This window comes from Methylophaga lonarensis MPL, assembly GCF_000349205.1.
GTDB lineage: Bacteria > Pseudomonadota > Gammaproteobacteria > Nitrosococcales > Methylophagaceae > Methylophaga > Methylophaga lonarensis.
Genome location: NZ_APHR01000004.1, coordinates 1 through 23,444 on the forward strand (window position 1 = coordinate 1; position 23,444 = coordinate 23,444).

Below are 23,444 nucleotides of genomic sequence, written 5' to 3' on the forward strand. Positions count from 1 at the left end.
TCATACTGACAGCTGTGTCAGCGTTTCTCTTAGTTGAGGTGATGACAGTATCAGTAAAAACAGATCCTGGCTTGATTATGTATCAAGTGATTTTGGGGTTAAGTTAAATTTCTGGCAATGGGCGTGGTATAAAACTTTGAGATCGGCTTCACCCATCAGGTTACCCGGCTCATCCCGGTAACTGATGTCGCCGGTAACAGCAGCCCCCTGCCACTTTTGCTCAATCTGCTTGCGTTCTGGCTGTTGTTTAAACCAGGCAATGAATGCATTGGCCTTTGCCAATAAACGATAACTCGAGCCCCAGGCATTGACTGCCATGGTGTAGTAATAGGGTTGTTGAGCAACATTGCCCGGGATAATCTCGATTTTGCCGTACCAGGGACTGTTGGAATTTTCACAGGCCCAGTAGTAGATCGGTAAATCAACGCCAAAGGCATCGACTACGCCATCGGCCAGGCAATTGTGAATGCGAGACTGATCAGAATAAGCAATCAGATTTTCCAACTTAATTCTGCCTCCGGGTTTGCTCTCATTACTACTCCATCGAAGCCCCCGATCTTCGAGCACCTGAAATGCCGCCGGATCGTTGATAATGCCCACGACTTTACCCGCCAGATCTTCCAGTCGATTGATTTTGTGATCGCCTTTGCGCCTCGCCAGCACCCAGTGAAGATAGGTATAAGCTTCTGAGTACGCCACATTATCGTATTCAGCGGACGGAGGTAGTGCACTAATCACAATGTCGGCAGGCGGCTCACCATATCGCTTGCCTGCCGTCAGCAACTCAGTGCACATATCCCAGGGCGCTTCAATAAACTCACATTCCACACCAAGATATCTGGCAAAAGCCTTGGCATAGTCAACATCCATGCCCTTGAGTGGCTCTCCCAGTTTCTCCCGAAATGACAAACCGACAAAGTTTGGTTCAATCGCAACCCGTAATTTACCTCGATGCAAAATATCATCCAGCTGATCATGCGCGGCATCGGGAACCAGATAGAGCTTTTTCAACGTTGCATCCATCGATCTGAGCGCCGCGTTGATATCTGCGGCTTGGATATCAATTTTATCCACGCCTTTTGAGGTGTCTTCAACAACTTCGTTAATAATTTTGTTTTTACTGTGAATCCGCTGCATCACACCATTGCTCAAATCCAGCGTTTCGAAGATCACCGCAGTATTTTCCATGACCGCAGTCAATTGCTCACTGATTGAGTGAAACAACTCGGTTAATTGAGCCGTGGCCGCTTGAATGACTTCTACAAAGTTGTTCAATCGTTGTGCATTGGTCTTACTGATGTTGTCCAGTTCTGCGTTAACTTGAGTAAAGTCGAGCTGTTTGGACGCCTGCTGTGCCCTGTCCATGGTAATTGCTGCCAGCCGTCGAACTTCGTCAGCCACAACCGCAAAGCCACGGCCATGCTCACCTGCCCGCGCCGCTTCAATTGCCGCATTGAGCGCCAAAATGTTCACGCCACGACCAATTTCCATAATGCCATCCAGCACATCGGCCACGCTGTGAGTCTTCTCATTCAAGGTCAGTGATATTTGTTGCATCGCAAGGCCGACAGCAGCATTGACATCATTGACCTCGACATCTATCTGCGATTGCAATGCACCAACGGTGGAGTTTGAGCTGTTTAGATAGTCGTTGGCCTGCCTCAACTCCATATCCAGTTTGTCAGTACGCTGGCCGATTTCGGATAAAAAGTTCTGCTGGACTTCCAGTGCACGAAAAATTTGTCTGGAAAGTTGAGCCGTCTGACTGCTGACCAGCTGGATTGAGCGATAAAACCGCTTTTCTTCTTCTGAAAAATGCGGAGTGTCCGGAAGCTCTGGCAGCAAAACTTCCTCTGGCGCTGCTTCACGAAGTTCTGAGGCATTAAATATTCTATCCAACAGTTTCATTGCTGATTCCACCGCTTTTGAGTAAGCGTGAGGAAGCAATTTTCAGTCCAGCGAATGAATGGGATCCATCGAGCGAGCTAAATGATTGCTAAAGTGTGATTGAACTCACACATTTCCGTTTGGTGCGGTCCGAGAATGATACTTTGTTGCAAGCGATGCAACAAAGTTGCACCATAGTGACACACGACTTTCACTATTTGTGTGCAAGCGCGAGAAGGAATCTCTGATAAGCAAAGCTGCTGGCTCAGACGCCAATTTGTTGAATCAATCTTTTCAGCTCATCGACGTTGGCATAATCAAACACCAGCTTGCCTTTGCCATTGGCTCGGTGTTTGATGCTGCAACCCTTGCCGAGTTTTTCCATGATGCGTTGTTCGAGTTGCTCGATTTCTTCAAACGACGGCTGAGGGGCTTCAGGCTTGGCTTTAGCCGAAGGTTTTAACAAGCGACGTACCAGCTGTTCCGCTTCACGCACCGACAGGCCTTTTTCAACGATCTGCAAGGCGGCTTCTGATTGGCCTTGGCCTTCCAACGCTAACAAAGCGCGGGCGTGGCCCATTTCCAGATCGCAATTTTCAACCAGTTTTTTCACATCCTCATTGAGGTTGCGTAACCTTAACAGGTTGGTCACGGTTGCCCGCGATTTGCCGACAGCTTCTGCGGCTTGTTGATGGGTCATCTCAAACTCTTCACGCAGCCGAAACAGCGCGTTAGCCTCTTCCATGGGGTTGAGATTTTCACGTTGAATGTTTTCAATCAAGGCCATGGCGATGGCACTGCGATCAGACACATCCTTGATCAGCACCGGCACAGTTTCCAGTCCTGCCAGTTTGGATGCTCTCCAGCGGCGTTCACCGGCAATGATTTCGTAGTGACCGGCATCAATCGGCCGAACCACAATTGGCTGGACCAGCCCTTGGGCGCGTATTGAGTCAGCCAATTCCTCCAGCGACTCCTGTGACATATCCATCCGCGGCTGATATTTACCCGGTCGGATCATGTCCAGCGGGAAATATTGCAAACTGTCGTTTAAATCACCCTCTTCGTGATGAACATCTGACAATAGTGCATCGAGTCCTTTGCCCAAACCTCTTTTTTTGATAGCCATCGGATTCCCTAATTATCTGCTGTTATGCTGCTTTTTTATCACGGCGCATCAGTTCGCTCGCCAGCGCCATGTACGCAATGGAACCTCGAGAGGTCCGATCATAATTGATGACTGGCAAGCCATGACTGGGAGCTTCGGCCAGACGAACATTACGTGGAATGATTGAGTGAAACACCTTGCCCTGAAAGTGATTAATCAGCTGACGTGACACCTGATTCGCAAGATTATTCCGTGCATCAAACATGGTACGCAACAAGCCGGTAATTTCCAGTCCGGGGTTGGCGCGTTGCTTGATTCGCTCGATAGTCTTGAGCAGCGACGACAATCCCTCTAGTGCGTAGTACTCGCATTGTATCGGTATCAGAACACCTTTGGAGGCAACCAGCGCATTGACCGTGAGCATGCTTAAGGAGGGCGGGCAGTCGATCAGAATATAGTCATAAAGATCGCGGGTTGATTCCAGCGCCAGACGAAGTCTGTGTTCGCGAAGCTTGACCTCAAGCAGTTGGACTTCCGCAGCCGTCAGATCCGAATTGGTTGGAATCACGTCAAATGACAGGTTGTCAGGTCGAATAATCGCATCGGCTGCCTTGGCCTCGGTCATGATGACTTCATAACTGGTCAGGGCAATGTCATCCTTGTCCAGACCACAACCGGTCGAAGCATTGCCTTGCGGATCAAGATCAATCAGCAATACCTTTCTACCATAATCAGCAAGGGCCGCCGCCAGATTGACACTGGTCGTGGTCTTGCCAACGCCACCTTTCTGATTGGTGATCGCAAAAATGCTTCCCATATTCGAGCCCTAATCCTTAATCAGCCGAACCAGATGCCGTTCGGCATCACATCCAGGCACATCCAGAGACACAACATCCTGCAATTTAAAGCCCGAGCCAATCTGCTGCAACTCCTGTTCGGGGTAGAGACCTTTCATCAACACCAGGCTGCCGGAATCATCGCAATGTCTGCCTGCCAAATCAATAATTTGAGCAATCGTTGCGAAAGCGCGCGCGGTCACTACCGCAAACTTTTGTAAAGCCGCTTGCTCGACTCGGCCATGAACCACCGTGACATTGGTAAGCTTCAGCTCTGCCTTGACCTGTTGAAGAAATCGGGTTTTTTTGGAGTTGCTGTCCAGCAATGTCACTTGCATCTGCGGCAATGCAATTGCGAGCGGGACTCCCGGCAAGCCAGCGCCGGTTCCAACATCCAGCATACTTTTAGCATCAAGATACGGCATCAGAGCCAGACTATCCAGAATATGACGCTGCATCATCTCTTGCGGATCTCGAACCGAAGTCAGGTTATAGACTTTGTTCCATTTATTCAGCAATAACACATACGCGACCAGCTGTTGTTTTTGACCCTCGGTCAATGAGAGCTGCAATCTGGCACAGCCCTGTTCGAGCTGCGCCAGCAATACTGCCGACATCAGCTGGCTTCGCTCATGCCGGTTCGCTTCAGATGCACCAATAGCAGAGAAACTGCCGCAGGTGTCACTCCGGAGATTCTGGCTGCCTGTCCGAGACTGACGGGTCTGGCCGCTTCCAGCTTCTCCCTGACCTCATTGGACAGACCTCGAACATTCTTATAGTTCATATCTGCCGGTAACGGCAGACTTTCATTACGCTGCAGTCGGTCAATTTCGTTCTGTTGCCTGTTGATATAGCCTGAATACTTCACCTGAATCATCACCTGCTCGGCAACTTCCGGTGCTACCGCAACTTGCTCGTCCAGTAATGACATCAGCGTTTGGTAATCCACATTGGGTCGACGCAATAACTCCAGTGCGTTGGTTGCCTTGTTGAGTGGTTCGCCCAGTATTGCCGAAACCTTCTGCTGATCCAGTTTTTCGGGACTCAGCTTGCTGGCTGCCAGGCGTTGCTGTTCGTGTTCGACAGCGTCCTGTTTTTCATTAAAAACCTGCCAACGCAGATCATCCACAACGCCCAGTTCACGGCCGATAGGTGTCAGGCGAACGTCTGCATTATCTTCTCGCAGCATTAGCCGGTATTCAGCACGACTGGTAAACATTCGATAGGGCTCACGTGTGCCAGAGGTAATCAAATCGTCAATTAATACACCGATGTAGGCCTGATCACGCCGCGGATACCACGGTGCCAGCTCACGCACTTGCAAGGCAGCATTGAGGCCGGCGATCAATCCCTGTGCCGCTGCTTCCTCATAACCTGTGGTGCCATTGATCTGCCCGGCAAAGAACAGGCCCGGCATATGTCGAGTCTCGAGCCATGGATTGAGATCACGCGGATCAAAGAAATCATATTCGATGGCATAACCCGGCCGGGTGATATGGGCATTTTCAAGTCCCTTCATCGAACGAACGATTTCGTATTGCACATCAAATGGCAAGCTGGTTGAAATGCCATTTGGATACACCTCGCCACATTCCAATCCCTCTGGCTCCAGAAAAATCTGGTGGGCATTTCGATCTGCAAAACGCACGACTTTGTCCTCAATTGAAGGACAGTAACGCGGACCGATACCTTCTATCTCACCGCTGTACATCGGTGAACGATGAAGATTTTGCCGAATCACCTCATGTGTCTGATCGTTAGTATGGGTGATGTAGCAGGAAATCTGTCTTGGATGATCGCTGGCTTTGCCTAAAAAAGAAAACACCGGTGTCGGGGTATCTCCCGGCTGTTCTTTTAACTGGCTGAAATCAATACTCTGAGTAGCAATACGCGGCGGTGTACCGGTTTTCAGACGATCCACCCGAAACGGCAATTCACGCAGACGCCTGGACAAGGCTATCGATGCAGGATCGCCAGCACGGCCTCCCTGATGGTTTTGCAAACCGATATGAATCAGCCCGCCCAAAAATGTGCCTACCGTCAAAACAACGGTCTTGGCTGAAAATCTCAGTCCGGCTTGGGTCACCACGCCAGCCACGCGACCATTTTCGACAACCAGATCATCAACCGCCTGCTGAAACAGACTCAGATTGGGCTGATTTTCCAGCATGGCTCGAATAGCCGCCTTGTAACGAATGCGGTCGGCTTGTGCGCGCGTGGCACGAACAGCGGGGCCTTTACTGGAATTCAATGTGCGAAACTGGATGCCTGCCAAATCGGCAGCCCGAGCCATCGCACCGCCAAGCGCATCCACCTCTTTGACCAGATGACCTTTGCCAATACCGCCAATCGCAGGGTTACAGCTCATTTGGCCCAATGTTTCGATGTTCTGTGACAGCAACATGGTTTTGACACCCTGACGTGCCGATGCCAGCGCCGCCTCAGTGCCAGCGTGACCGCCACCGACCACAATAACATCGTAATGATCCTGGTAATGCATGACCTTAAGCCTAAAAAATTGCAAGTGCGAATTTTAACACGCCAGTCACAATGATTGCCTAAAATTCAATCATTTATAGACTCGGCATCACCTCTGGCTGAGCTCAACAACCTGTCTTGGAAGCTGAAAAATGATCCATAAAAACACCGGTATCAAACGACTGGTTTTTGCCTTTGCCTATTCACTTAAAGGTCTGTACGCAGGAATTCGATATGAGTCCGCTTTTAGGCAGGAAGTGATTCTGCTATTGGTCTTGTCTGCCATTGCCTTCTGGCTGGATGTCAGTCCGCTTGAACGGCTGGCAATGATTGCGTCGTTGGTGGTGGTCTTGATTGTCGAAGCCCTCAATTCAGCCATTGAGTGCGTTGTCGACCGTGTCAGTACCGATCAGCACAAACTATCCGGCAGAGCCAAGGACTATGGCTCACTGGCCGTATTGCTGACCTTGTGCATCAGCGCCGCCATCTGGATGACTATTTTGCTGGCTTAGCCTGGTATGCCAGCCACAACATCACCGAACCGGCAATGATCATCGGTAGACAGAGCAACTGACCCATGGTGAACCAGTCAAACGCCAGGTAGCCGTATTGCGGATCCGGTACGCGCACAAACTCAACCAAAAACCTGAATACGCCATAACCTGTCAGGAATAGCCCGGAAACAGCCATTCTCGGTCGTGGTTTGCTCGAAAACCACCAAAGCAGAATAAACAACAGCAGGCCTTCCAGCATTGCCTGATAAAGCTGCGACGGGTGCCTGGGTAGTGGCCCACCTCCCGGAAATATCATTGCCCAGGGTACGTCACTGACTCTGCCCCAAAGCTCGCCGTTAATGAAGTTGCCTATTCGCCCCGCAAACAAGCCCAGCGGCACCATCGGTGCGATAAAATCGCTGACTTGGAAGAACTCCTTACCGGTTTTTCTGGCAAACCACCAAAAAGCGATTAACACACCGATCAAACCACCATGAAACGACATGCCCCCCTGCCAGATTTTCAGCACATTGATCGGATTATCAAGGTTAGCGGCAAGGTCGTAAAACAAGGCATAGCCGAGCCGACCACCAATGATCACTCCTAGCGCACCGTAGAAGAGTAGATCGTCTATCTCGTTGTGTTGCCAGCCATGGCTGCTGGCGCGCATTCTTGCCAAACCCCAGGCAGCCACAAAGCCAAACAGATACATCAAGCCATACCAATATATCTGCAGTGGCCCTAAATTCAGTGCAACAGGGTCGATTAGTGGGTAATTCATGTCTAACAGGCTCTCCTCATCGGCTGCACGCATCATATCAAGTTTGTGCATCGTGAGCAGATTCGGAGCATCGCACCAAAATTTAACATCATCGTTTTTGTTCGCACCAAAATAGTTCAACAAGGGCTCGCCACACATTCACAAACAACATCATCTTATTGTTTTAAATGGATATTTATAACATGGCACGGTATCTGCGTTAGCTGTGGCAGTCTGAATACAGTGTGTTGCATTTTTCCAACATAGTGACATTCAAACGACCCTTTAAAGACTGACTTGAAATAAACTAGGAGCAACTAGAATGAAACTGAGCAAACTTTCTGCTTTGTGCCTCGCGGCTACCACAACTTTTGCCACTACCACGGCAATGGCATGGGAAAGCGAAAACGGACAACACATGACCAGCGCGAGCGTTGAGCTGGCATCAGATTATGTTTTCCGTGGTATCAGCTTTTCAGACAACAAACCTGCCATCTCAGGCAGCTTTGACTACGAACACATCTCTGGCTTCTACACTGGCATCTGGAGCAGCAGCATTGCAGGCGGCTCAGAAATCAACGTATACGGTGGTTTTGCCAGCGAAATCGGTGACACCGGAATTGGCTATGACATCGGTGTTCTGCGTTACATCTTCCCTGGTGACAGCGAGTTCAACAACAACGAAGTCTATGGTGCACTGAGCTATAGCTACTTCACCCTGGGCTATGCCTACGATAAAAACTTTGAAGGCAGTGGTGAAAAAGTTCACTACTGGAACGTAGCGTTTGACTACGAACTGCCTATCTTTGACGGTGTTGATTTCACTGCAGCCTACGGCTACTCTGATTTCAGTAGCAAATTAGGCATCAGCGGCTACTCTGACTACTACGTTGGTCTGAGCAAAAACTTTGTCGGCTTTGACTGGACTCTGGCCTACATTGCCACCAGCAGCAAAGCCGGTGATTTCTACAATGAAGATCTTGGCAGAAGCGCTACCAGTGACAAATTCGTTTTCTCAATTGGTAAAACCTTCTAAACCCCTTTCGACCGTCCTGCAATGGCAGGGCGGTCATTTTCAAAAGGAAAGTATCTATGAAACAAGTTGTAGCGATTATCAAGCCTTTCAAGCTTGATGATGTCCGGGAGTCACTCTCCGAAATCGGCGTGCAAGGCTTGACCGTTTCTGAGGTAAAAGGCTTTGGACGTCAGAAGGGCCACACTGAACTCTACCGTGGTGCCGAATATGTTGTCGATTTCCTGCCAAAACTGAAACTCGAGATTGCCGTTGACGACGGTATTGTCGAGCAGGTGATTGAGGCTGTAATCAAAGGCGCTAACACCGGCAAAATCGGTGACGGCAAGATTTTTGTGTACCCACTTGAGCAAGTGGTTCGGATTCGCACAGGCGAAACCGGCCCTGAAGCTCTGTAAAACTGAGGAGTAGAAAAAATGGAAAATGAAATCTTCCAACTCCAGTATGCCTTGGACACCTTCTACTTCCTGGTATGTGGTGCCCTGGTCATGTGGATGGCGGCAGGCTTCTCGATGCTCGAGTCTGGCTTGGTTCGCGCCAAAAATACGACTGAAATCCTGACCAAAAACATCATGCTCTACGCTATCGCTTGTACCATGTACATGATTGTTGGTTACAGCATCATGTACGAAGGCGGTATCTTCTTGTCAGGCATCATGGGTGACGGCGTTGCTGATGAATGGACTTATGCGCCATCAGCTGACTTCTTCTTCCAGGTAGTATTCGTTGCTACAGCAATGTCTATCGTTTCTGGTGCCGTTGCTGAGCGTATGAAACTCTGGTCATTTGCAGCGTTTGCTGTTGTGCTGACCGGTTTCATTTACCCAATGCAAGGCGCCTGGACCTGGGGTGAACAAGCTGTATTTGGTCTGTTTGACCTGGGCGAAATCGGCTACGCTGACTTTGCTGGTTCCGGTATCGTTCACATGGCCGGTGCTGCTGCTGCTCTGGCTGGCGTAATCCTGCTTGGCCCACGTAAAGGCAAATATGGCCCGAACGGCGAAGTTCGTCCGATTCCGGGTGCAAATCTGCCATTAGCCACACTGGGTACATTCATCCTGTGGATGGGTTGGTTCGGCTTCAACGGTGGTTCTGTATTGGCAACATCAACAATTGTTGATGCCAACGACGTTGCTATCGTGTTCATGAACACCAATGCGGCTGCGGCTGGTGGCGTTATCGCTGCTCTGCTGGTTGCCAAACTGTTGTTCGGCAAAGCTGATTTGACCATGATTCTTAACGGCGCACTGGCAGGTCTGGTCGCAATCACTGCCGGTCCTGATACACCTGCACCTCTGATGGCGACTATCATCGGCGCGATTGGCGGTATCATTGTGGTCTTCTCTATCGTGATGATGGACAAATTCAAACTCGACGATCCAGTCGGTGCGATCTCTGTCCACGGTGTCGTCGGTATCTGGGGTCTGTTAGCTGTACCACTGACTAACAGCGATGCTACCTTCGCTGCACAAATCATCGGTGCTGTGACCATCTTCGCCTGGGTATTTATCACCAGCTTCATCGTCTGGTCAGTGATCAAAATGGCTATGGGCCTGCGTGTCACTGAAGAAGAAGAGTACGAAGGTGTGGATCTCGCGGAGTGTGGTATGGAAGCCTATCCAGAGTTCACCAACAACACCAAGTAAGCACTGCTTACTGCACAACAAAAAAGGGCAGGTTTTACCTGCCCTTTTTTATTGCCGCGTTTTTTAGTTATTGGTGATAAGGCGCGCTGTATTCATGGACTGCTTCTACCAAAGCCTGAACATGTTCTGGGTTGATGGTTGGGTGAATCCCATGACCCAGATTAAAGACATGGCCGCTACCATGACCATAGGCTGCCAGAATGTTTTTCACTTCCTGCTTGATTCGTTCGGGCTGTGCATATAACACGCAAGGATCCATATTGCCTTGCAGGGCAACCTGTTGACCGACCTGATAGCGAGCAAGCCCGATATCGGTGGTCCAGTCCAGACCCAGCGCATCAGCACCCACATCAGCCATTGATGACAACCACTGCCCGCCACCTTTGGTAAACAAGGTGACTGGTACAATTCTGCCTTCATGCTCACGCTTCAGGCCTGCGATAATCTGCTGCATGTAGGCAAGCGAAAAGGCCCTGTAATTGTCACCACTCAGACTACCGCCCCAGGTATCAAACAACATGATCGCCTGAGCACCCGCCTGAATCTGCGCATTAAGATAACTGGTCACGGATTTTGCCAGCACACTCAGTAATTTATGCATCTCGTCGGGGGCATCAAACATCATGCCTTTGATCAAGGCAAAATCTTTGCTGGCACCGCCTTCTACCATATAACAGGCTAGCGTCCACGGACTGCCGCTGAATCCTATTAAGGGGACTTTCCCGTCGATCTCTCTCCGGGTCATGCGGATGGCGTCCATCACATACCCCAGACTATCTTCCATATCTGGTACTGCCAGATTATCAATGTCACGGGCGCTCTCAATGCGGCGACTAAATTTCGGCCCCTCTCCAGAAACAAAGTGCAAACCCAGTCCCATGGCATCAGGAATCGTCAGGATGTCAGAAAAAATAATCGAGGCGTCGAAGTCGAAACGACGTAAAGGCTGCAATGTCACTTCACAAGCCAGTTCGGGCGTTGTGCACAAGGTCATGAAATCACCTGCCTTGGCTCGAACTTCCCGATATTCCGGCAAGTACCGTCCCGCCTGACGCATCACCCAAATGGGAGTTTTGTCCACGGGTTGACGTAACAAGGCACGCAAATAACGATCATTCTTCAATTCAGACACAGTCAACACCTTCCATCATTTCAATTCAGCACGACATTTCTGTCACGCACAAAAAAGCCGCTGCATTCAGCAGCGGCTTTTGATGAGCTCTCTGGATCAGACCTCAAGATAGTCAAGAATACCTTCTGCCGCTTGACGACCTTCCCAGACGGCCGTGACCACCAGATCTGAACCACGCACCATATCACCACCGGCAAAGATTTTCGGATTGCTGGTCTGATAGGCGGGCTGAGCTTCTGCTGGCGCAACGACGCGACCACCTTCATCAATGTTCACACCAAATTCGGCGAACCAAGGAGCGGGGCTGGGTCGAAAACCAAACGCTATGACCACGGCATCGGCAGGGATAATCTCTTCACTTCCAGGCACCGGCTCAGGGCGACGACGACCCCGCTCATCCGGCTCACCAAGTGCAGTTGTGACTACTTTGACACCTGTGACCTGGTTATTCTCACCAACAATTTCGATCGGCTGACGGTTCCACAGGAACTGGACACCCTCTTCACGCGCGTTGTTCACTTCACGACGTGAGCCCGGCATATTTTCTTCATCACGACGGTAAGCACAAGTCACGCTATTGGCACCCTGACGAATCGCAGTACGATTACAGTCCATCGCCGTATCACCACCGCCTAGTACAACGACATTCTTGCCTTCCAGACTGATATAGCCTTCAGTTGGCAAATCCAACAGGTGTTTGTTATTGGCGACCAGATAAGGCAATGCTTCATGAACGCCCTGCATATCTTCACCGGGGAAACCACCTTTCATGTAGGTGTAAGTGCCCATGCCCAGGAAAACGGCATCATACTCATCCAGCAGCTGTTGAAACGGAATGTCTTTTCCAATATCGGTATTGAGTACAAATTCAACGCCCATGCCTTCAAGTACTTCGCGGCGACGCTTGACCACTTCTTTTTCCAGTTTGAACTCGGGAATACCAAAGGTCAGCAAGCCGCCAATTTCCGGATAACGGTCATAGACCACCGGTTTAACACCATTACGAACCAGAACATCCGCACAGCCAAGACCAGCAGGACCAGCACCAATCACTGCAACACGTTTACCGGTGGGCACTACATGCGATAAGTCCGGACGCCAGCCTTCAGCCAATGCGGTATCGGCAATGTATTTCTCGACAGAGCCAATTGTGACTGCACCAAAGCCATCATTGAGTGTGCAGGCACCCTCACAAAGACGATCCTGCGGACAGACTCTGCCACAAATTTCCGGCAAAGTGTTGGTTTGGTGAGACAGTTCAGCAGCCTGAGCAAGATTGCCCTCAGAGACCAGTTTCAACCAGTTTGGAATGTAGTTGTGAACCGGGCACTTCCATTCGCAGTATGGATTACCGCACTCGAGACAACGATCAGCCTGTTCAGCTGATGAGTCTGCATCAAAACTGCCATAAATCTCACCGAAGCCTTTGACTCGTTCCTTAGCTTCAAGCTTTTTTGGGTCAACACGACCCACATCCAGAAATTGAAAGTTATTTTTTGTCATTTTTCAGGTTTCTTGCGTTAAGCGGCTTTGGTTGCGGTCTGAATCAGACCGTCCAGTGACGCGGCTTTTGGCTTGACCAGCCAGAACTGACGAAGGCGGTCAGAGAAATTATCAAGCAACTGATGTGCCCAGGCACTGCCTGTTTCACGCACATGATCCTCGATCATGGACTTGAGGTGCAGCGCAAGATCTGACATTTCATCGCTATCAATACGCACCAGCTCAACCAGTTCTTTGTTGTAGCGCTCGGCAAAGCTGCCATCTTGGTCCAACACATATGCCAGACCACCGGTCATGCCCGCACCAAAGTTCAGGCCGGTCTCGCCCAGCACTGTAACAACGCCACCAGTCATGTATTCACAACCGTGATCACCAACACCCTCAACAACCGCAATTGCACCAGAGTTACGCACAGCAAAACGTTCACCTGCACGACCAGCGGCATACAAATGACCGCCGGTAGCGCCGTACAGACAGGTGTTACCGATAATGCTGGCTTCTTGTGAATCAAAGCTGCTTTCTGCTGACGGATAAATAGTCAGCTTGCCATCCGCCATGCCCTTGCCAACGTAATCGTTTGCATCACCTTCGAGTTTCAACTCCAGGCCGCCGGCATTCCAAACGCCGAAGCTTTGGCCTGCTGAGCCTTTCAGATTGACGCGGATAGGCTTGTCGCGCATGCCATAGTTACCGTGAACTTTGGCAATTTCGCCAGACAACCTTGCACCAATTGAACGGTTGATATTGCGAATTTGATAACTGAATTCACCACCCGTTTTGTTGGTGATAGCGTCCTTGATATCACGGACCATTTGCTCTGCCAGCTCACCTTTGTCGTAAGGCGCATTGCTGGGCTCGACACAAAACTGCGGCTTATCAGCAGCGATACCGGCGTCCGACAGCAAAGGCATCAGGTTGAGTTTTTGCTGCTTGGGGGTTGCGCCAGGCAAAACTTCAAGCAGGTCGGTACGACCAATCAAATCCTGCAAACTGCGCACACCCAGCTTAGCCAGCCATTCACGGGTTTCACGGGCAACAAACTGGAAGTAGTTCATCACCATTTGCGGCAAACCAATGAAGTGCTGTGTTCGCAAGGTTTCGTTTTGTGTTGCAACACCGGTTGCACAGTTATTCAGGTGACAGATACGCAGGTATTTACAGCCCAAGGCGACCATCGGTCCCGTGCCGAAACCAAAACTTTCTGCACCCAGAATTGCAGCCTTAATGACATCCAGCCCCGTTTTCAGGCCGCCGTCAGTTTGCAAACGAACCTTGTCGCGTAAGTCATTAGCACGCAGCGTTTGATGCGCCTCGGACAAACCCAGCTCCCACGGGCCACCTGCATACTTGACTGAGGTCAGCGGACTGGCACCTGTGCCGCCGTCATAACCTGAGATGGTGATCAGATCGGCATAGGCTTTTGCCACACCGGCTGCGACCGTACCCACCCCGGCCTGAGACACCAGCTTGACTGACACCAGCGCATCCGGGTTGACTTGTTTAAGGTCAAAAATCAGCTGCGCCAGATCTTCAATCGAGTAAATATCATGATGCGGCGGCGGTGAGATCAAAGTCACACCGGGCACAGAGTGACGCAAGGTAGCAATCATCTGGTTGACCTTGCCACCCGGCAACTGACCACCTTCACCTGGCTTGGCGCCTTGAGCAATTTTAATCTGCAACACTTCTGCGTTGACCAGATAGTGCGGTGTTACACCAAATCGGCCAGAGGCAATTTGTTTGATTTTCGAGACCCGCTCTGTTCCAAAACGATCAGGGTCTTCACCACCCTCACCAGAGTTTGAACGACCACCCAGGCGGTTCATTGCGATTGCCAGTGCTTCATGCGCCTCTGGCGACAAGGCGCCCAATGACATGCCGGCACTGTCAAATCGTTTCAAAATTTGACCGAGATCTTCTACTTCCTCAATATCCAGCGGCTGATCTGCCAGCTTGACGCTGAGTAAGTCACGCAACACCATCGGTTCACGGTCATTGACCAAGTCCGCATAGGCTTTATAGTCGTCATAACTGCCGCCTTGCACCGCTTTATGCAGTGTTGCCACCACATCCGGGTTATAGGCGTGATATTCACCACCGTGAACGTATTTCAGCAGCCCGCCCTGCTCGCGCTGTTTGCGCTGATTCCAGGCAAGGCCAGCCAGTTGCAGTTGATCTTGGTGCAAATCTTCAAAGCTGGTGCCGTTGATACGACTGGTCGTCGCAGTGAAACACTTGTCAACGACCACATCATTCAAACCGACAATCTCGAACAGCTGTGCGCCACGGTAGCTGGCAATGGTCGAGATACCCATTTTTGACGTGATCTTGAACAAGCCTTTGTTGATACCTTTGCGATAACGCTGACAGGCTTCAACACGGTTGATGTTTTTGATTTCTCCAGTCCGAATCAGATCATTCAGGCAGGCATAGGCAAGATAGGGGTAAATCACCGTCGCCCCATAGCCCAGCAACACACCAAAGTGATGCGGATCACGTGCTGTCGCAGTTTCAACCACAATATTGGCATCACAACGCAGTCCGGCCTTGATTAAGTGCTGGTGAACAGCACCGGTTGCCAGCAGGGCATGAACTGGCAGCTGATCCTTGTGGATATTGCGATCACTCAGCACCAGCACCACAACACCATCACGAACCAACTGTTCTGCCTGTTGGCAGATAGCATCAATTGCGCTCTCAAGATCAGTGTCTTTTGCGTACTGAAGGCTTATGGTTGATAAGCGATATTCATCATTTTTGTCACCCAGAGACAGGATCTGACGGAATTGGCTCTCAGACAGCACCGGCGAGTCGACCACAACTCGCTGCGCATGGTCTTCGCCTTCTTCGAACAGATTACGCTCTTCACCGATACAGGTTTCCAGGGACATGACAATGTTTTCACGCAGCGGGTCAATCGGTGGATTGGTCACCTGAGCAAACTGCTGACGAAAATAATCATAGAGCGACCTGACACGGGTCGACATCACCGGGAATGGCGCATCATCACCCATGGAGCCGACTGCTTCCTGGCCGTCCTCGCCCAGCACACGCAAGACCTGATCGCGCTCTTCAAATGAAACGCCATACAGCTTTTCATAAATGCCTAGCGATTCACCCTCAATTGCTGGGCCGGTTTCATCATCTGCGCCGTCTTTGAGGCGAATCAGATTGTCTGCCAGCCATTGCTGATAAGGCTGTGCCGACTTGAGCATGTCGTTGATGGCATCCGGCATCATCAGCTCGCCGGTTTGCGTATCAACTGCCAGCATTTGACCAGGTTTCAGACGACCTTTGGCCACAACATCTTCAGCGTTGTACTGATATACACCGACTTCTGAAGCCAATGTGATGTGACGATCTTTGGTGATGATGTAACGTGCCGGACGCAGACCATTACGGTCCAGCGTACAGGCGGCATACCGACCATCTGTGATCACCACACCAGCCGGGCCATCCCAAGGTTCCATGTGCATGGAGTTAAAGTCATAGAATGCCTTGAGATCGGCATCCATAGTCGGATCATTCTGCCAGGCAGGTGGAATCAGCAAACGCATGGCACGGAATAGGTTAACGCCACCGGCAAGCAGCGCCTCCAACATGTTGTCCATGCTGGAAGAATCCGACCCGGTGGTACCCACCAGTGGACGGATATCATCCATGTTTTCAATCAGTGATGTGGCAAACTTGGCACCACGTGCCAGCGCCCAGTTGCGGTTACCCTGAACCGTATTGATTTCCCCGTTGTGCGCCAGATAGCGGAACGGTTGAGCCAGACGCCACTGAGGCCAGGTATTGGTAGAAAAACGCTGATGGAACACACAAATGGCCGTTTCCAGGCGCTCGTCGTTCAGATCCTTGTAAACAACCGGCAGGTACGACGGCATTACAAGACCTTTGTAGGAAACGACTTGAGCTGAGAGGCTGGGAATATAGAAATCCGAGTCGTCCGTAATGGCTTTTTCAGCTTTGCGTCTTGCGATATACAGAGCGCGCTCAAAAGCAGCGTCATCCATGTTATCAGCCGCGTTGATAAACAGCTGACGCATTACCGGTAACGAACGCAGTGCTTCAACACCACAGGCTGACTCAGCATCTACTGGCACATCACGCCAGCCCAGGACTTCGAGACCTTGTTGCTTGACTGCGGAAACCACGGCCTGTTGCGCATTGGCAGCCTTGGCAGAATCCTGTGATAAAAACACCATACCGACGGCATAGCGATCCGCCAGCGTGAAACCAAGTTCACTAGCTACCGCCTGAAAGAAGCTATCAGGTTTTTTCAATAACAAGCCACAACCGTCACCGGTCTTGCCATCAGCGCCGATAGCGCCGCGATGGGTCAGATTGCCCAGTGCCTCAATCGCAGTCTTAACAAGCCAGTGACTGGGCTTGCCATCCATTTGTGCGATAAGGCCGAAGCCACAGTTGTCTCTTTCAAATTCGGGCCGGTAAAGACCCTGTGTCAATTCAGTTGGCTGACTCACGTCACGTACCTTTAAGTTACTGTTTACGCCGCCACGTTACCCTCCGGTTAACCGGCCCCTCGGAATTGGGTTGATAAGGAACGTGTACAACTAAAGACGGCAGAAAGGATCACCTAGTATATCGACTCGTCCCCTTCCGTTCAATTATTGCCGTGCTCTATATGACCGGAAATACTGCAGTAAATTTTCCTATTTTCAATAAAATAGCTAAAATGCACTGCTTTTCTGGCAATGCAACGGAACTATCATGATTAAACCGGTTGTCGGCATCGTCATGGGCAGCACCAGTGACTGGCCTGTGATGCAAAAAGCCGTCGAGCAACTTGAGGCTTTTGGCGTGCCTCATGAGACACGCGTCGTATCAGCACACAGAACTCCAGACCTGTTGAGTGACTATGCCAAAACTGCGCAACAACGAGGCCTCAGCTGCATCATTGCAGGGGCCGGTGGCGCCGCCCATCTACCAGGCATGCTGGCAGCCAATACCTGCGTTCCGGTATTGGGCGTCCCTGTTCCGTCAAAGTATTTGAAAGGTCAGGACTCGCTGTTGTCCATTGTACAGATGCCCAAAGGCATACCGGTAGCGACTTTTGCGATTGGTGAAGCAGGCGCCGCAAATGCAGCCTTGTTTGCCATTGCCCAGCTGGCGATACAGGATGATGCGCTTCGTCAAAAACTCGAATCATTCCGTCAGCAGCAAGAACAAGCGGTACTCGCCATGACACTCCCCCCCAAAGCGGAATAAGCGCCATCATGATATTGCCCGGATCAACACTCGGAATGCTCGGAGGCGGTCAACTAGGCCGTATGTTCACCAGCGCAGCTCAATCAATGGGCTACAGGGTTGTCGTACTCGACCCTGATCAAAATAGTCCCGCCGGCATTATCGCCGATCAACACATTTGCGCCAGCTATACCGATGAGCAAGCTCTGAAGCAAATGGCTGAACAATGTGCCGCAATCACGACTGAGTTTGAAAATATTCCCGCCAGCACACTGGCCTTTCTTGAGCAGCGAACCGTTGTCCACCCTTCTTCAACGGCCTTGGCAAAAACACAAAATCGCAATGTTGAGAAACGCTTTATCAACAGCCTTGGTATTGCAACGGTTCCATTTGCCAGCATCCATAGTCAAGAAGATCTGATCGCAGCAACCCACAGCGTCCAATTTCCAGCGATCCTGAAAGTAGCCACATTTGGTTACGACGGCAAAGGCCAGATTGTTTGTGAAAATCTTGATGCAGCACTGCAGGCCTTTGAAGCCCTTGGTCAGAAAGAGTGTGTGCTGGAACAGCGTATTCAACTGGATCGTGAAATCTCCGTGGTACTGGCCCGCAGCGAAAACGGCGAGGTCTACAACTTCCCGGTTGCCGAGAATGTGCATGTGAACGGCATTCTGCATTCTACCCGCGTGCCTGCTACCGTCAGCTCGGCTCAACAACAAACTGCGATTGAAATGGCTGACAAAATTGCCGCCGGACTCAATTACGTCGGCACCATGGCCGTTGAGTTTTTTGTTGACCAATCCGGCAACATCATCGCCAACGAAATCGCGCCGAGACCTCACAACTCCGGTCATTACACATTGGATGCCTGCCACAGCTCACAGTTTGAACAGCAAGTCAGAATGCTGTGTGGTCTCGCCAGCGGTGATACCTCGCTAATTACGCCCGTCGTGATGATTAATCTGCTTGGCGATGTCTGGGGCAGCTCACAACCTAACTGGCAAGCCGCTTTGCAGCTGCCAAATGTCAAACTGCACCTGTACGGGAAAAAAGAAGCCCGTGTTGGCCGCAAAATGGGCCACATCAACGTGCTTGACGACGCTGCTGAGTCCGCCCTGAATCAAGCGTCACAGGTGTTTGAGGCGCTCAAGGCAGACTGACTGTGAGTGACACGGGTCATCGCGTGCTCATCCATTACTGCAGTCAATGCAGATGGATGTTGAGAGCCAGCTGGACAGCACAGGAACTGCTGACTACCTTTGATGGCGACATTGCCGAAGTCGTGCTCAAGCCCGGCACTGGCGGCATTTTTGAAGTGCGTGTGGATGATCAGCTTATCTGGTCCCGGAAGGATGAAGGCCGGTTTCCAGAACTTTCAGAGCTCAAACAAAAACTGCGGGACATTATCGACCCGCAGCGTGATTTGGGACATTCCGACAAGAAAACTTAATCGGCTGATTCAACTTTTTCGCTGTAGCCGCAATCTTTTTGCGGACACACCTTCTCAGTGCCTTTGCTCTTGGTGGTTTTCAGCGTCAGGATTGGCCAATTACAATTCGGGCAAGGCTCCTTGACCGGTTCATTCCACAAGGCGTAGTCACAGCTCGGGTATTCCGAACAGGAGTAGAACACCTTGCCGCGTCTGGATTTGCGCGTCAGGATTTCGCCCTTGTTGCATTTCGGGCAGATCACACCAGTGTTGGCTGGTTGCTCCAACGACTCGATATGTTTGCATTTTGGATAGCTGCTGCAACCGATGAACTTGCCGTATTTACCGGTTCGAATCCACAGATCAGAATCACATTTAGGACATTTCCGACCTTCAACCACTTCTGGTTCGCTGGCCGAGGTCTCTTCACCATTGATGTTGCGGGTGTAATCACACTCCGGATAACCGGTACAACCAATAAAGCGGCCGCTGCGACCCAGTCGGCTGGATAATTTCTTACCGCATTTGGGGCAGTCTTCGTCCAGCAATTCCTGTGTTACATCACTACGCTGTACTTCCTTGTCTTTGGTCTCGACCTGCTCCTTGAACGGTCCCCAGAAGTTGCGTAACAACGGAATCCACTCTTCCTCACCTCGTGAAACTGCGTCCAGTTCATCTTCCAGCTGTGCCGTGAATCCATAATCAACATAGCGGGTAAAGTGCTCAACCAGAAACTTGCCCACAACCCGCCCCACATCGGTTGGGTGGAAGCGTTTGTTGACCAGCTCAACATATTCACGCTGTAACAGGGTGGAGATAATGCTGGCGTAGGTTGAAGGACGACCGATGTCGTGCTCTTCCAGCGCCCGCACCAGGCTGGCTTCGCTGTAACGCGGTGGTGGCTCGGTGAAATGTTGCTCTGGACGAATTTGTTCCAGACTGATCACCTGGCCAACTTCCATCGGCGGCAACAGTTTTTCATCCTTGTCCTCAGGTGTTTCATCATGGCTTTCCATGTAAACACTCATAAAGCCAGGATTCACTACCGTTGAGCCGGTGGCTCTGAAAGTGTTGCCAGCGCCACAGCCTAAATCCACCGCAACGGTGTTAAGCGTGGCATGGATCATCTGGCTGGCCATGGTTCTCTGCCAAATCAGCGTGTATAGCTTGAGCTGATCCGCCGACAGACAAGCTTTCATCTCATCGGGCGTACGCATCACCGAGGTAGGACGAATCGCCTCATGCGCCTCCTGAGCATTCTTGGATTTGGTTTTGTATTCCTGCGGTTTTGATGGCACCGCTTGATTGCCGTATTTACTGGCAATCAGCTGGCGAATTTCTGCGACAGCCTCTGCTGCCAAAGCAACAGAGTCGGTACGCATGTAGGTGATAAGACCCACCGCGCCCTCGCCGGTATCAACACCTTCGTACAGCTGCTGCGCCACACTCATGGTTCGTTGCGCGCCAAAGCCCAGTTTGCGAGAGGCTTCCTGTTGCAAGGTTGAGGTGGTAAAAGGTGCCGAAGGATTGCGTTTGCGTTGCTTTTTCTCGACCTCGGTTACCAGCAGCTTGCCCTGAGCAGCTTGATTCAACTCAGCAACAACCTCGCTGGCTTGCGTTGCGTTATCAACTGAAAACTGACTGAGCTTCTTGGTTTTAAAGTGGGTCAGTTTTGCCTGAAAAGGTTTGTCTTCAGCTGCGGCATCAGCTTCGATGGTCCAGTATTCCCGCGCCTTGAAAGCTTCAATTTCCAGCTCACGCTCAACAATCATTCGCAATGCCGGACTTTGCACCCGGCCGGCGGATAAACCGCGACGTACTTTTTTCCAAAGTAAGGGTGACAAGGTGAAGCCAACCAGATAGTCCAGAGCCCTGCGCGCTTGCTGTGCGTTAACAAGGTGCATGGAAAGCTCGCGTGGGTTGGCTACCGCATCGTTGACGGCTTGCTTGGTAATTTCATGAAACACCACTCGGTGAGTTTCTTTATTTTTCAAAACACCCTTGTTTTTAAGCAGCTCAAACAAATGCCAGGAAATGGCTTCGCCTTCACGATCCGGATCCGTTGCCAGATATAAGGCATCACAACCCTTCATTGCTTTGGCGATGGCCTCTACATGTTTGCTGTTACGGTCGATCACTTGGTACTTCATGGCAAAGTCGTTGCCAGGATCTACTGCGCCCTCTTTAGGCAGCAGATCTCGTACATGGCCATAGGAGGCCAGCACCTCGACATCTTTGCCGAGGTATTTCTTGATGGTCTTGGCCTTGGCCGGAGACTCAACGATGACGAGTTTTTTTCCCATAAATATCAACACCAAAAAAACATAAGGCTCTTAAACAACAAAGCCCGTTACAAGACGGGCTAAGTGTGAACAATGACGCAGGCGGTGTACCGTTAGTGGATCACGGCTTCAAGATCTTCAAACACCAGATCCTCCATCCAGGCATAAGCCACTTCACGACCAGGCTGATAAAACAGCACCATCAAAACCACCCATTTGAGCTGATCCAGATCGATTTCGTCTGTTTCCAGCGCCATGACTCTCTCAATGACTATTTCGCGGGTATCAGTGTCCAGCACACCAACCTGTTCCAGAAACAGCAAATAGCCACGACATTGAACATCCAGTTTTTCCAGCTCGGCAGGCATGAACATGCGCATGCTGGCATTAATGCTGGGTTGTTCTCCCGCAAGCACTGTCATGCTGTCCAGCCAGTCCAGTGCCTTGCTGATTTCCTTTTCCTGAAAGCCAATCTGCTCCAGCTCAAGCTCCAACGCGTCCTTGTCTGGCTTTACGCTATCTTCCGAGTCTATGTAGTTCTCGAACAGATACAACAGCACATCAATTACGTTCTCTTTCATCAATCTCTCTCATGAGCCGGTGCGAATATAGCGTCCACCCGGCATTGAAGCGACCTGGCCATTGAGCTCCAGTAATAACAGCATGGATGAAACCACATCGGCCGTCAATCCACTGCGGGCTATCAGTGTGTCTACGTGAATCGGGTCATATCCAAGATGCGCAAACAATGCCTGATAGTCTGCGTCAACAGAAATGTTGTCATCGTCATTGATGACTGGCGCCGCTTCTGAGCTGATAGAGACTGCTGCCAGCGCTCCCAGTTCCTCAATAATGTCATTGGCTGTTTCAACCAGTTTTGCACCTTCACGAATCAGTTGATGGCAACCTCTTGCCAATGGATTGTGAATTGAGCCAGGAATGGCAAATACCTCTCGTCCTTGTTCCAATGCCATCCTGGCAGTGATCAATGAACCACTCTTCAATGCTGCTTCAACCACCAAAGTGCCCAGTGCCAATCCGCTGATAATTCGGTTTCGCCTTGGGAAGTTTTCTGGTCGAGGCGAGGTACCCAATGGAAACTCTGAAACAATCAGTCCATTGCCGGCGATGTCATGAGCCAACTGCCGATGGCTGGCGGGATAAACACGATCCAGCCCGGTACCAACAACCGCAATGGTCTTGCCACCACCAGCCAGTGCGCCTTTGTGAGCCGCAGCATCAATGCCTGTTGCCAAACCACTGGTGATCACCAGCTCTCCCTGGCTCAAATAGCGCGCAAAGTCATAGGCCAAATCCCGCCCCGACGTTGACGGGTTTCGACTGCCAACAACCGCAAGTTGCCACTTTGACAACAGGCTGATGTCACCGTGTGCAAAAATCAGCGGCGGTGGATCAGAAATTTCTCTGAGCAGTGAAGGATAGCGGGGATCATTAAGCGTGATTAAATGACGCTGGGAATCAGACTCCAGCCAGTCCATGTCTTTCTCGACCGAATCCCAATCGGCAGCCAACAGGGACTGGTGGAGATCGGGGGCGATTTTGCGTGCCAACTCCGGATTGTGAAACACCTGCAAAGGCTCACTGAAGTGATCGAGGATGCGGCCGTAAGTGACTGGGCCCACAC

19 protein-coding genes are annotated in these 23,444 nt (G+C 50.9%); 7 read left to right on the forward strand and 12 right to left on the reverse strand.

Going from position 1 to position 23,444, the window contains the following annotated elements:
• Positions 1-75 precede the first annotated feature (75 nt).
• The 5 genes from MPL1_RS00635 to mnmG all read right to left on the reverse strand — a co-directional run bounded on the left by MPL1_RS00635 (position 76) and on the right by mnmG (position 6,331).
• Positions 76-1,908, reverse strand: coding sequence for a methyl-accepting chemotaxis protein (locus MPL1_RS00635; RefSeq protein ID WP_009725200.1), 1,833 nt, complete (start codon positions 1,906-1,908; stop codon positions 76-78).
• 244 nt (positions 1,909-2,152) lie between these two features.
• On the reverse strand, positions 2,153-3,016 hold the full coding sequence (locus MPL1_RS00640) for a ParB/RepB/Spo0J family partition protein (protein WP_009725201.1): 864 nt from the start codon (positions 3,014-3,016) through the stop codon (positions 2,153-2,155).
• A 22-nt stretch (positions 3,017-3,038) separates the two neighbouring features.
• Positions 3,039-3,812, reverse strand: coding sequence for a ParA family protein (locus tag MPL1_RS00645; RefSeq protein ID WP_009725202.1), 774 nt, complete (start codon positions 3,810-3,812; stop codon positions 3,039-3,041).
• Positions 3,813-3,821: 9 nt separating this feature from the next.
• Positions 3,822-4,448 carry a 16S rRNA (guanine(527)-N(7))-methyltransferase RsmG gene (gene rsmG / locus MPL1_RS00650; RefSeq protein ID WP_009725203.1) on the reverse strand — a complete coding sequence of 209 codons (627 nt, stop codon included), beginning with the start codon at positions 4,446-4,448 and terminating at the stop codon, positions 3,822-3,824.
• On the reverse strand, positions 4,448-6,331 hold the full coding sequence (gene mnmG / locus MPL1_RS00655) for a tRNA uridine-5-carboxymethylaminomethyl(34) synthesis enzyme MnmG (RefSeq protein ID WP_009725204.1): 1,884 nt from the start codon (positions 6,329-6,331) through the stop codon (positions 4,448-4,450). Before mnmG ends, rsmG begins: the two co-directional genes overlap by 1 nt.
• Positions 6,332-6,461: 130 nt before the next feature.
• On the opposite strand from mnmG, the gene MPL1_RS00660 reads away from it, so the two are divergent.
• Entirely contained in the window at positions 6,462-6,821 is a 360-nt protein-coding gene (locus MPL1_RS00660; protein ID WP_009725205.1) for a diacylglycerol kinase, read from the forward strand.
• Here MPL1_RS00660 and lgt read toward each other — a convergent pair.
• Positions 6,805-7,584, reverse strand: a complete 780-nt coding sequence (gene lgt / locus MPL1_RS00665; protein ID WP_040576736.1) for a prolipoprotein diacylglyceryl transferase — start codon at positions 7,582-7,584, stop codon at positions 6,805-6,807. The genes MPL1_RS00660 and lgt overlap by 17 nt on opposite strands.
• Positions 7,585-7,885: 301 nt before the next feature.
• Here lgt and MPL1_RS00670 point away from each other — a divergent pair, with 301 nt between their 5' ends.
• Genes MPL1_RS00670 through MPL1_RS00680 form a run of 3 tightly spaced genes read left to right on the forward strand, consistent with a single transcriptional unit; the run spans position 7,886 to position 10,242 of the window.
• Positions 7,886-8,599, forward strand: a complete 714-nt coding sequence (locus MPL1_RS00670; protein ID WP_009725207.1) for a TorF family putative porin — start codon at positions 7,886-7,888, stop codon at positions 8,597-8,599.
• A 56-nt stretch (positions 8,600-8,655) separates the two neighbouring features.
• On the forward strand, positions 8,656-8,994 hold the full coding sequence (locus tag MPL1_RS00675; protein ID WP_009725208.1) for a P-II family nitrogen regulator: 339 nt from the start codon (positions 8,656-8,658) through the stop codon (positions 8,992-8,994).
• A gap of 18 nt (positions 8,995-9,012) precedes the next feature.
• The gene (locus tag MPL1_RS00680; protein ID WP_009725209.1) at positions 9,013-10,242 is read left to right on the forward strand and encodes an ammonium transporter; all 1,230 of its coding nucleotides are present in this window, start codon (positions 9,013-9,015) and stop codon (positions 10,240-10,242) included.
• A 67-nt stretch (positions 10,243-10,309) separates the two neighbouring features.
• On the opposite strand, the gene hemE is transcribed toward MPL1_RS00680, so the two are convergent.
• From hemE to gltB, 3 genes are all read right to left on the reverse strand, one after another.
• Positions 10,310-11,374: a uroporphyrinogen decarboxylase gene (hemE, locus tag MPL1_RS00685; RefSeq protein ID WP_009725210.1), complete on the reverse strand. Its 1,065-nt coding sequence runs from the start codon at positions 11,372-11,374 to the stop codon at positions 10,310-10,312.
• Between the two features lie 96 nt (positions 11,375-11,470).
• The gene (locus MPL1_RS00690) at positions 11,471-12,877 is read right to left on the reverse strand and encodes an FAD-dependent oxidoreductase (protein ID WP_009725211.1); all 1,407 of its coding nucleotides are present in this window, start codon (positions 12,875-12,877) and stop codon (positions 11,471-11,473) included.
• A 17-nt stretch (positions 12,878-12,894) separates the two neighbouring features.
• Positions 12,895-17,364, reverse strand: coding sequence for a glutamate synthase large subunit (gene gltB, locus MPL1_RS00695; protein WP_040576731.1), 4,470 nt, complete (start codon positions 17,362-17,364; stop codon positions 12,895-12,897).
• 247 nt (positions 17,365-17,611) lie between these two features.
• Here gltB and purE point away from each other — a divergent pair, with 247 nt between their 5' ends.
• Genes purE through MPL1_RS00710 form a run of 3 tightly spaced genes read left to right on the forward strand, consistent with a single transcriptional unit; the run spans position 17,612 to position 19,538 of the window.
• Positions 17,612-18,109 (forward strand): 5-(carboxyamino)imidazole ribonucleotide mutase, encoded by a 498-nt coding sequence (gene purE / locus MPL1_RS00700; RefSeq protein WP_009725213.1) that lies wholly within the window; start codon positions 17,612-17,614, stop codon positions 18,107-18,109.
• Positions 18,110-18,117: 8 nt separating this feature from the next.
• Positions 18,118-19,248: a 5-(carboxyamino)imidazole ribonucleotide synthase gene (locus MPL1_RS00705; RefSeq protein WP_040576732.1), complete on the forward strand. Its 1,131-nt coding sequence runs from the start codon at positions 18,118-18,120 to the stop codon at positions 19,246-19,248.
• 23 nt (positions 19,249-19,271) lie between these two features.
• Complete coding sequence (locus MPL1_RS00710; RefSeq protein ID WP_268743736.1) at positions 19,272-19,538, forward strand: SelT/SelW/SelH family protein; 267 nt, start codon at positions 19,272-19,274, stop codon at positions 19,536-19,538.
• Here MPL1_RS00710 and topA read toward each other — a convergent pair.
• The 3 genes from topA to dprA form a co-directional block, all read right to left on the reverse strand.
• Positions 19,535-21,820 (reverse strand): type I DNA topoisomerase, encoded by a 2,286-nt coding sequence (topA, locus tag MPL1_RS00715; protein WP_009725216.1) that lies wholly within the window; start codon positions 21,818-21,820, stop codon positions 19,535-19,537. The genes MPL1_RS00710 and topA overlap by 4 nt on opposite strands.
• A 92-nt stretch (positions 21,821-21,912) precedes the next feature.
• Positions 21,913-22,380 carry a DUF494 family protein gene (locus MPL1_RS00720; protein WP_009725217.1) on the reverse strand — a complete coding sequence of 156 codons (468 nt, stop codon included), beginning with the start codon at positions 22,378-22,380 and terminating at the stop codon, positions 21,913-21,915.
• 9 nt (positions 22,381-22,389) lie between these two features.
• Positions 22,390-23,442 (reverse strand): DNA-processing protein DprA, encoded by a 1,053-nt coding sequence (gene dprA, locus MPL1_RS00725; RefSeq protein WP_009725218.1) that lies wholly within the window; start codon positions 23,440-23,442, stop codon positions 22,390-22,392.
• Between the last annotated feature and the right edge of the window lie 2 nt (positions 23,443-23,444).

Coding starts and splice junctions, on each gene's coding strand:
- rsmG (WP_009725203.1), bottom strand. CDS start 4,448: ATGTCGGCAGTATTGCTGGCGCAGCTCGAACAGGGCTGTGCCAGATTG.
- MPL1_RS00660 (WP_009725205.1), top strand. CDS start 6,462: ATGATCCATAAAAACACCGGTATCAAACGACTGGTTTTTGCCTTTGCC.
- MPL1_RS00680 (WP_009725209.1), top strand. CDS start 9,013: ATGGAAAATGAAATCTTCCAACTCCAGTATGCCTTGGACACCTTCTAC.
- MPL1_RS00635 (WP_009725200.1), bottom strand. CDS start 1,908: ATGAAACTGTTGGATAGAATATTTAATGCCTCAGAACTTCGTGAAGCA.
- MPL1_RS00690 (WP_009725211.1), bottom strand. CDS start 12,877: ATGACAAAAAATAACTTTCAATTTCTGGATGTGGGTCGTGTTGACCCA.
- topA (WP_009725216.1), bottom strand. CDS start 21,820: ATGGGAAAAAAACTCGTCATCGTTGAGTCTCCGGCCAAGGCCAAGACC.
- MPL1_RS00670 (WP_009725207.1), top strand. CDS start 7,886: ATGAAACTGAGCAAACTTTCTGCTTTGTGCCTCGCGGCTACCACAACT.
- MPL1_RS00720 (WP_009725217.1), bottom strand. CDS start 22,380: ATGAAAGAGAACGTAATTGATGTGCTGTTGTATCTGTTCGAGAACTAC.
- mnmG (WP_009725204.1), bottom strand. CDS start 6,331: ATGCATTACCAGGATCATTACGATGTTATTGTGGTCGGTGGCGGTCAC.
- MPL1_RS00645 (WP_009725202.1), bottom strand. CDS start 3,812: ATGGGAAGCATTTTTGCGATCACCAATCAGAAAGGTGGCGTTGGCAAG.
- MPL1_RS00640 (WP_009725201.1), bottom strand. CDS start 3,016: ATGGCTATCAAAAAAAGAGGTTTGGGCAAAGGACTCGATGCACTATTG.
- MPL1_RS00705 (WP_040576732.1), top strand. CDS start 18,118: ATGATATTGCCCGGATCAACACTCGGAATGCTCGGAGGCGGTCAACTA.
- purE (WP_009725213.1), top strand. CDS start 17,612: ATGATTAAACCGGTTGTCGGCATCGTCATGGGCAGCACCAGTGACTGG.
- lgt (WP_040576736.1), bottom strand. CDS start 7,584: ATGAATTACCCACTAATCGACCCTGTTGCACTGAATTTAGGGCCACTG.
- MPL1_RS00675 (WP_009725208.1), top strand. CDS start 8,656: ATGAAACAAGTTGTAGCGATTATCAAGCCTTTCAAGCTTGATGATGTC.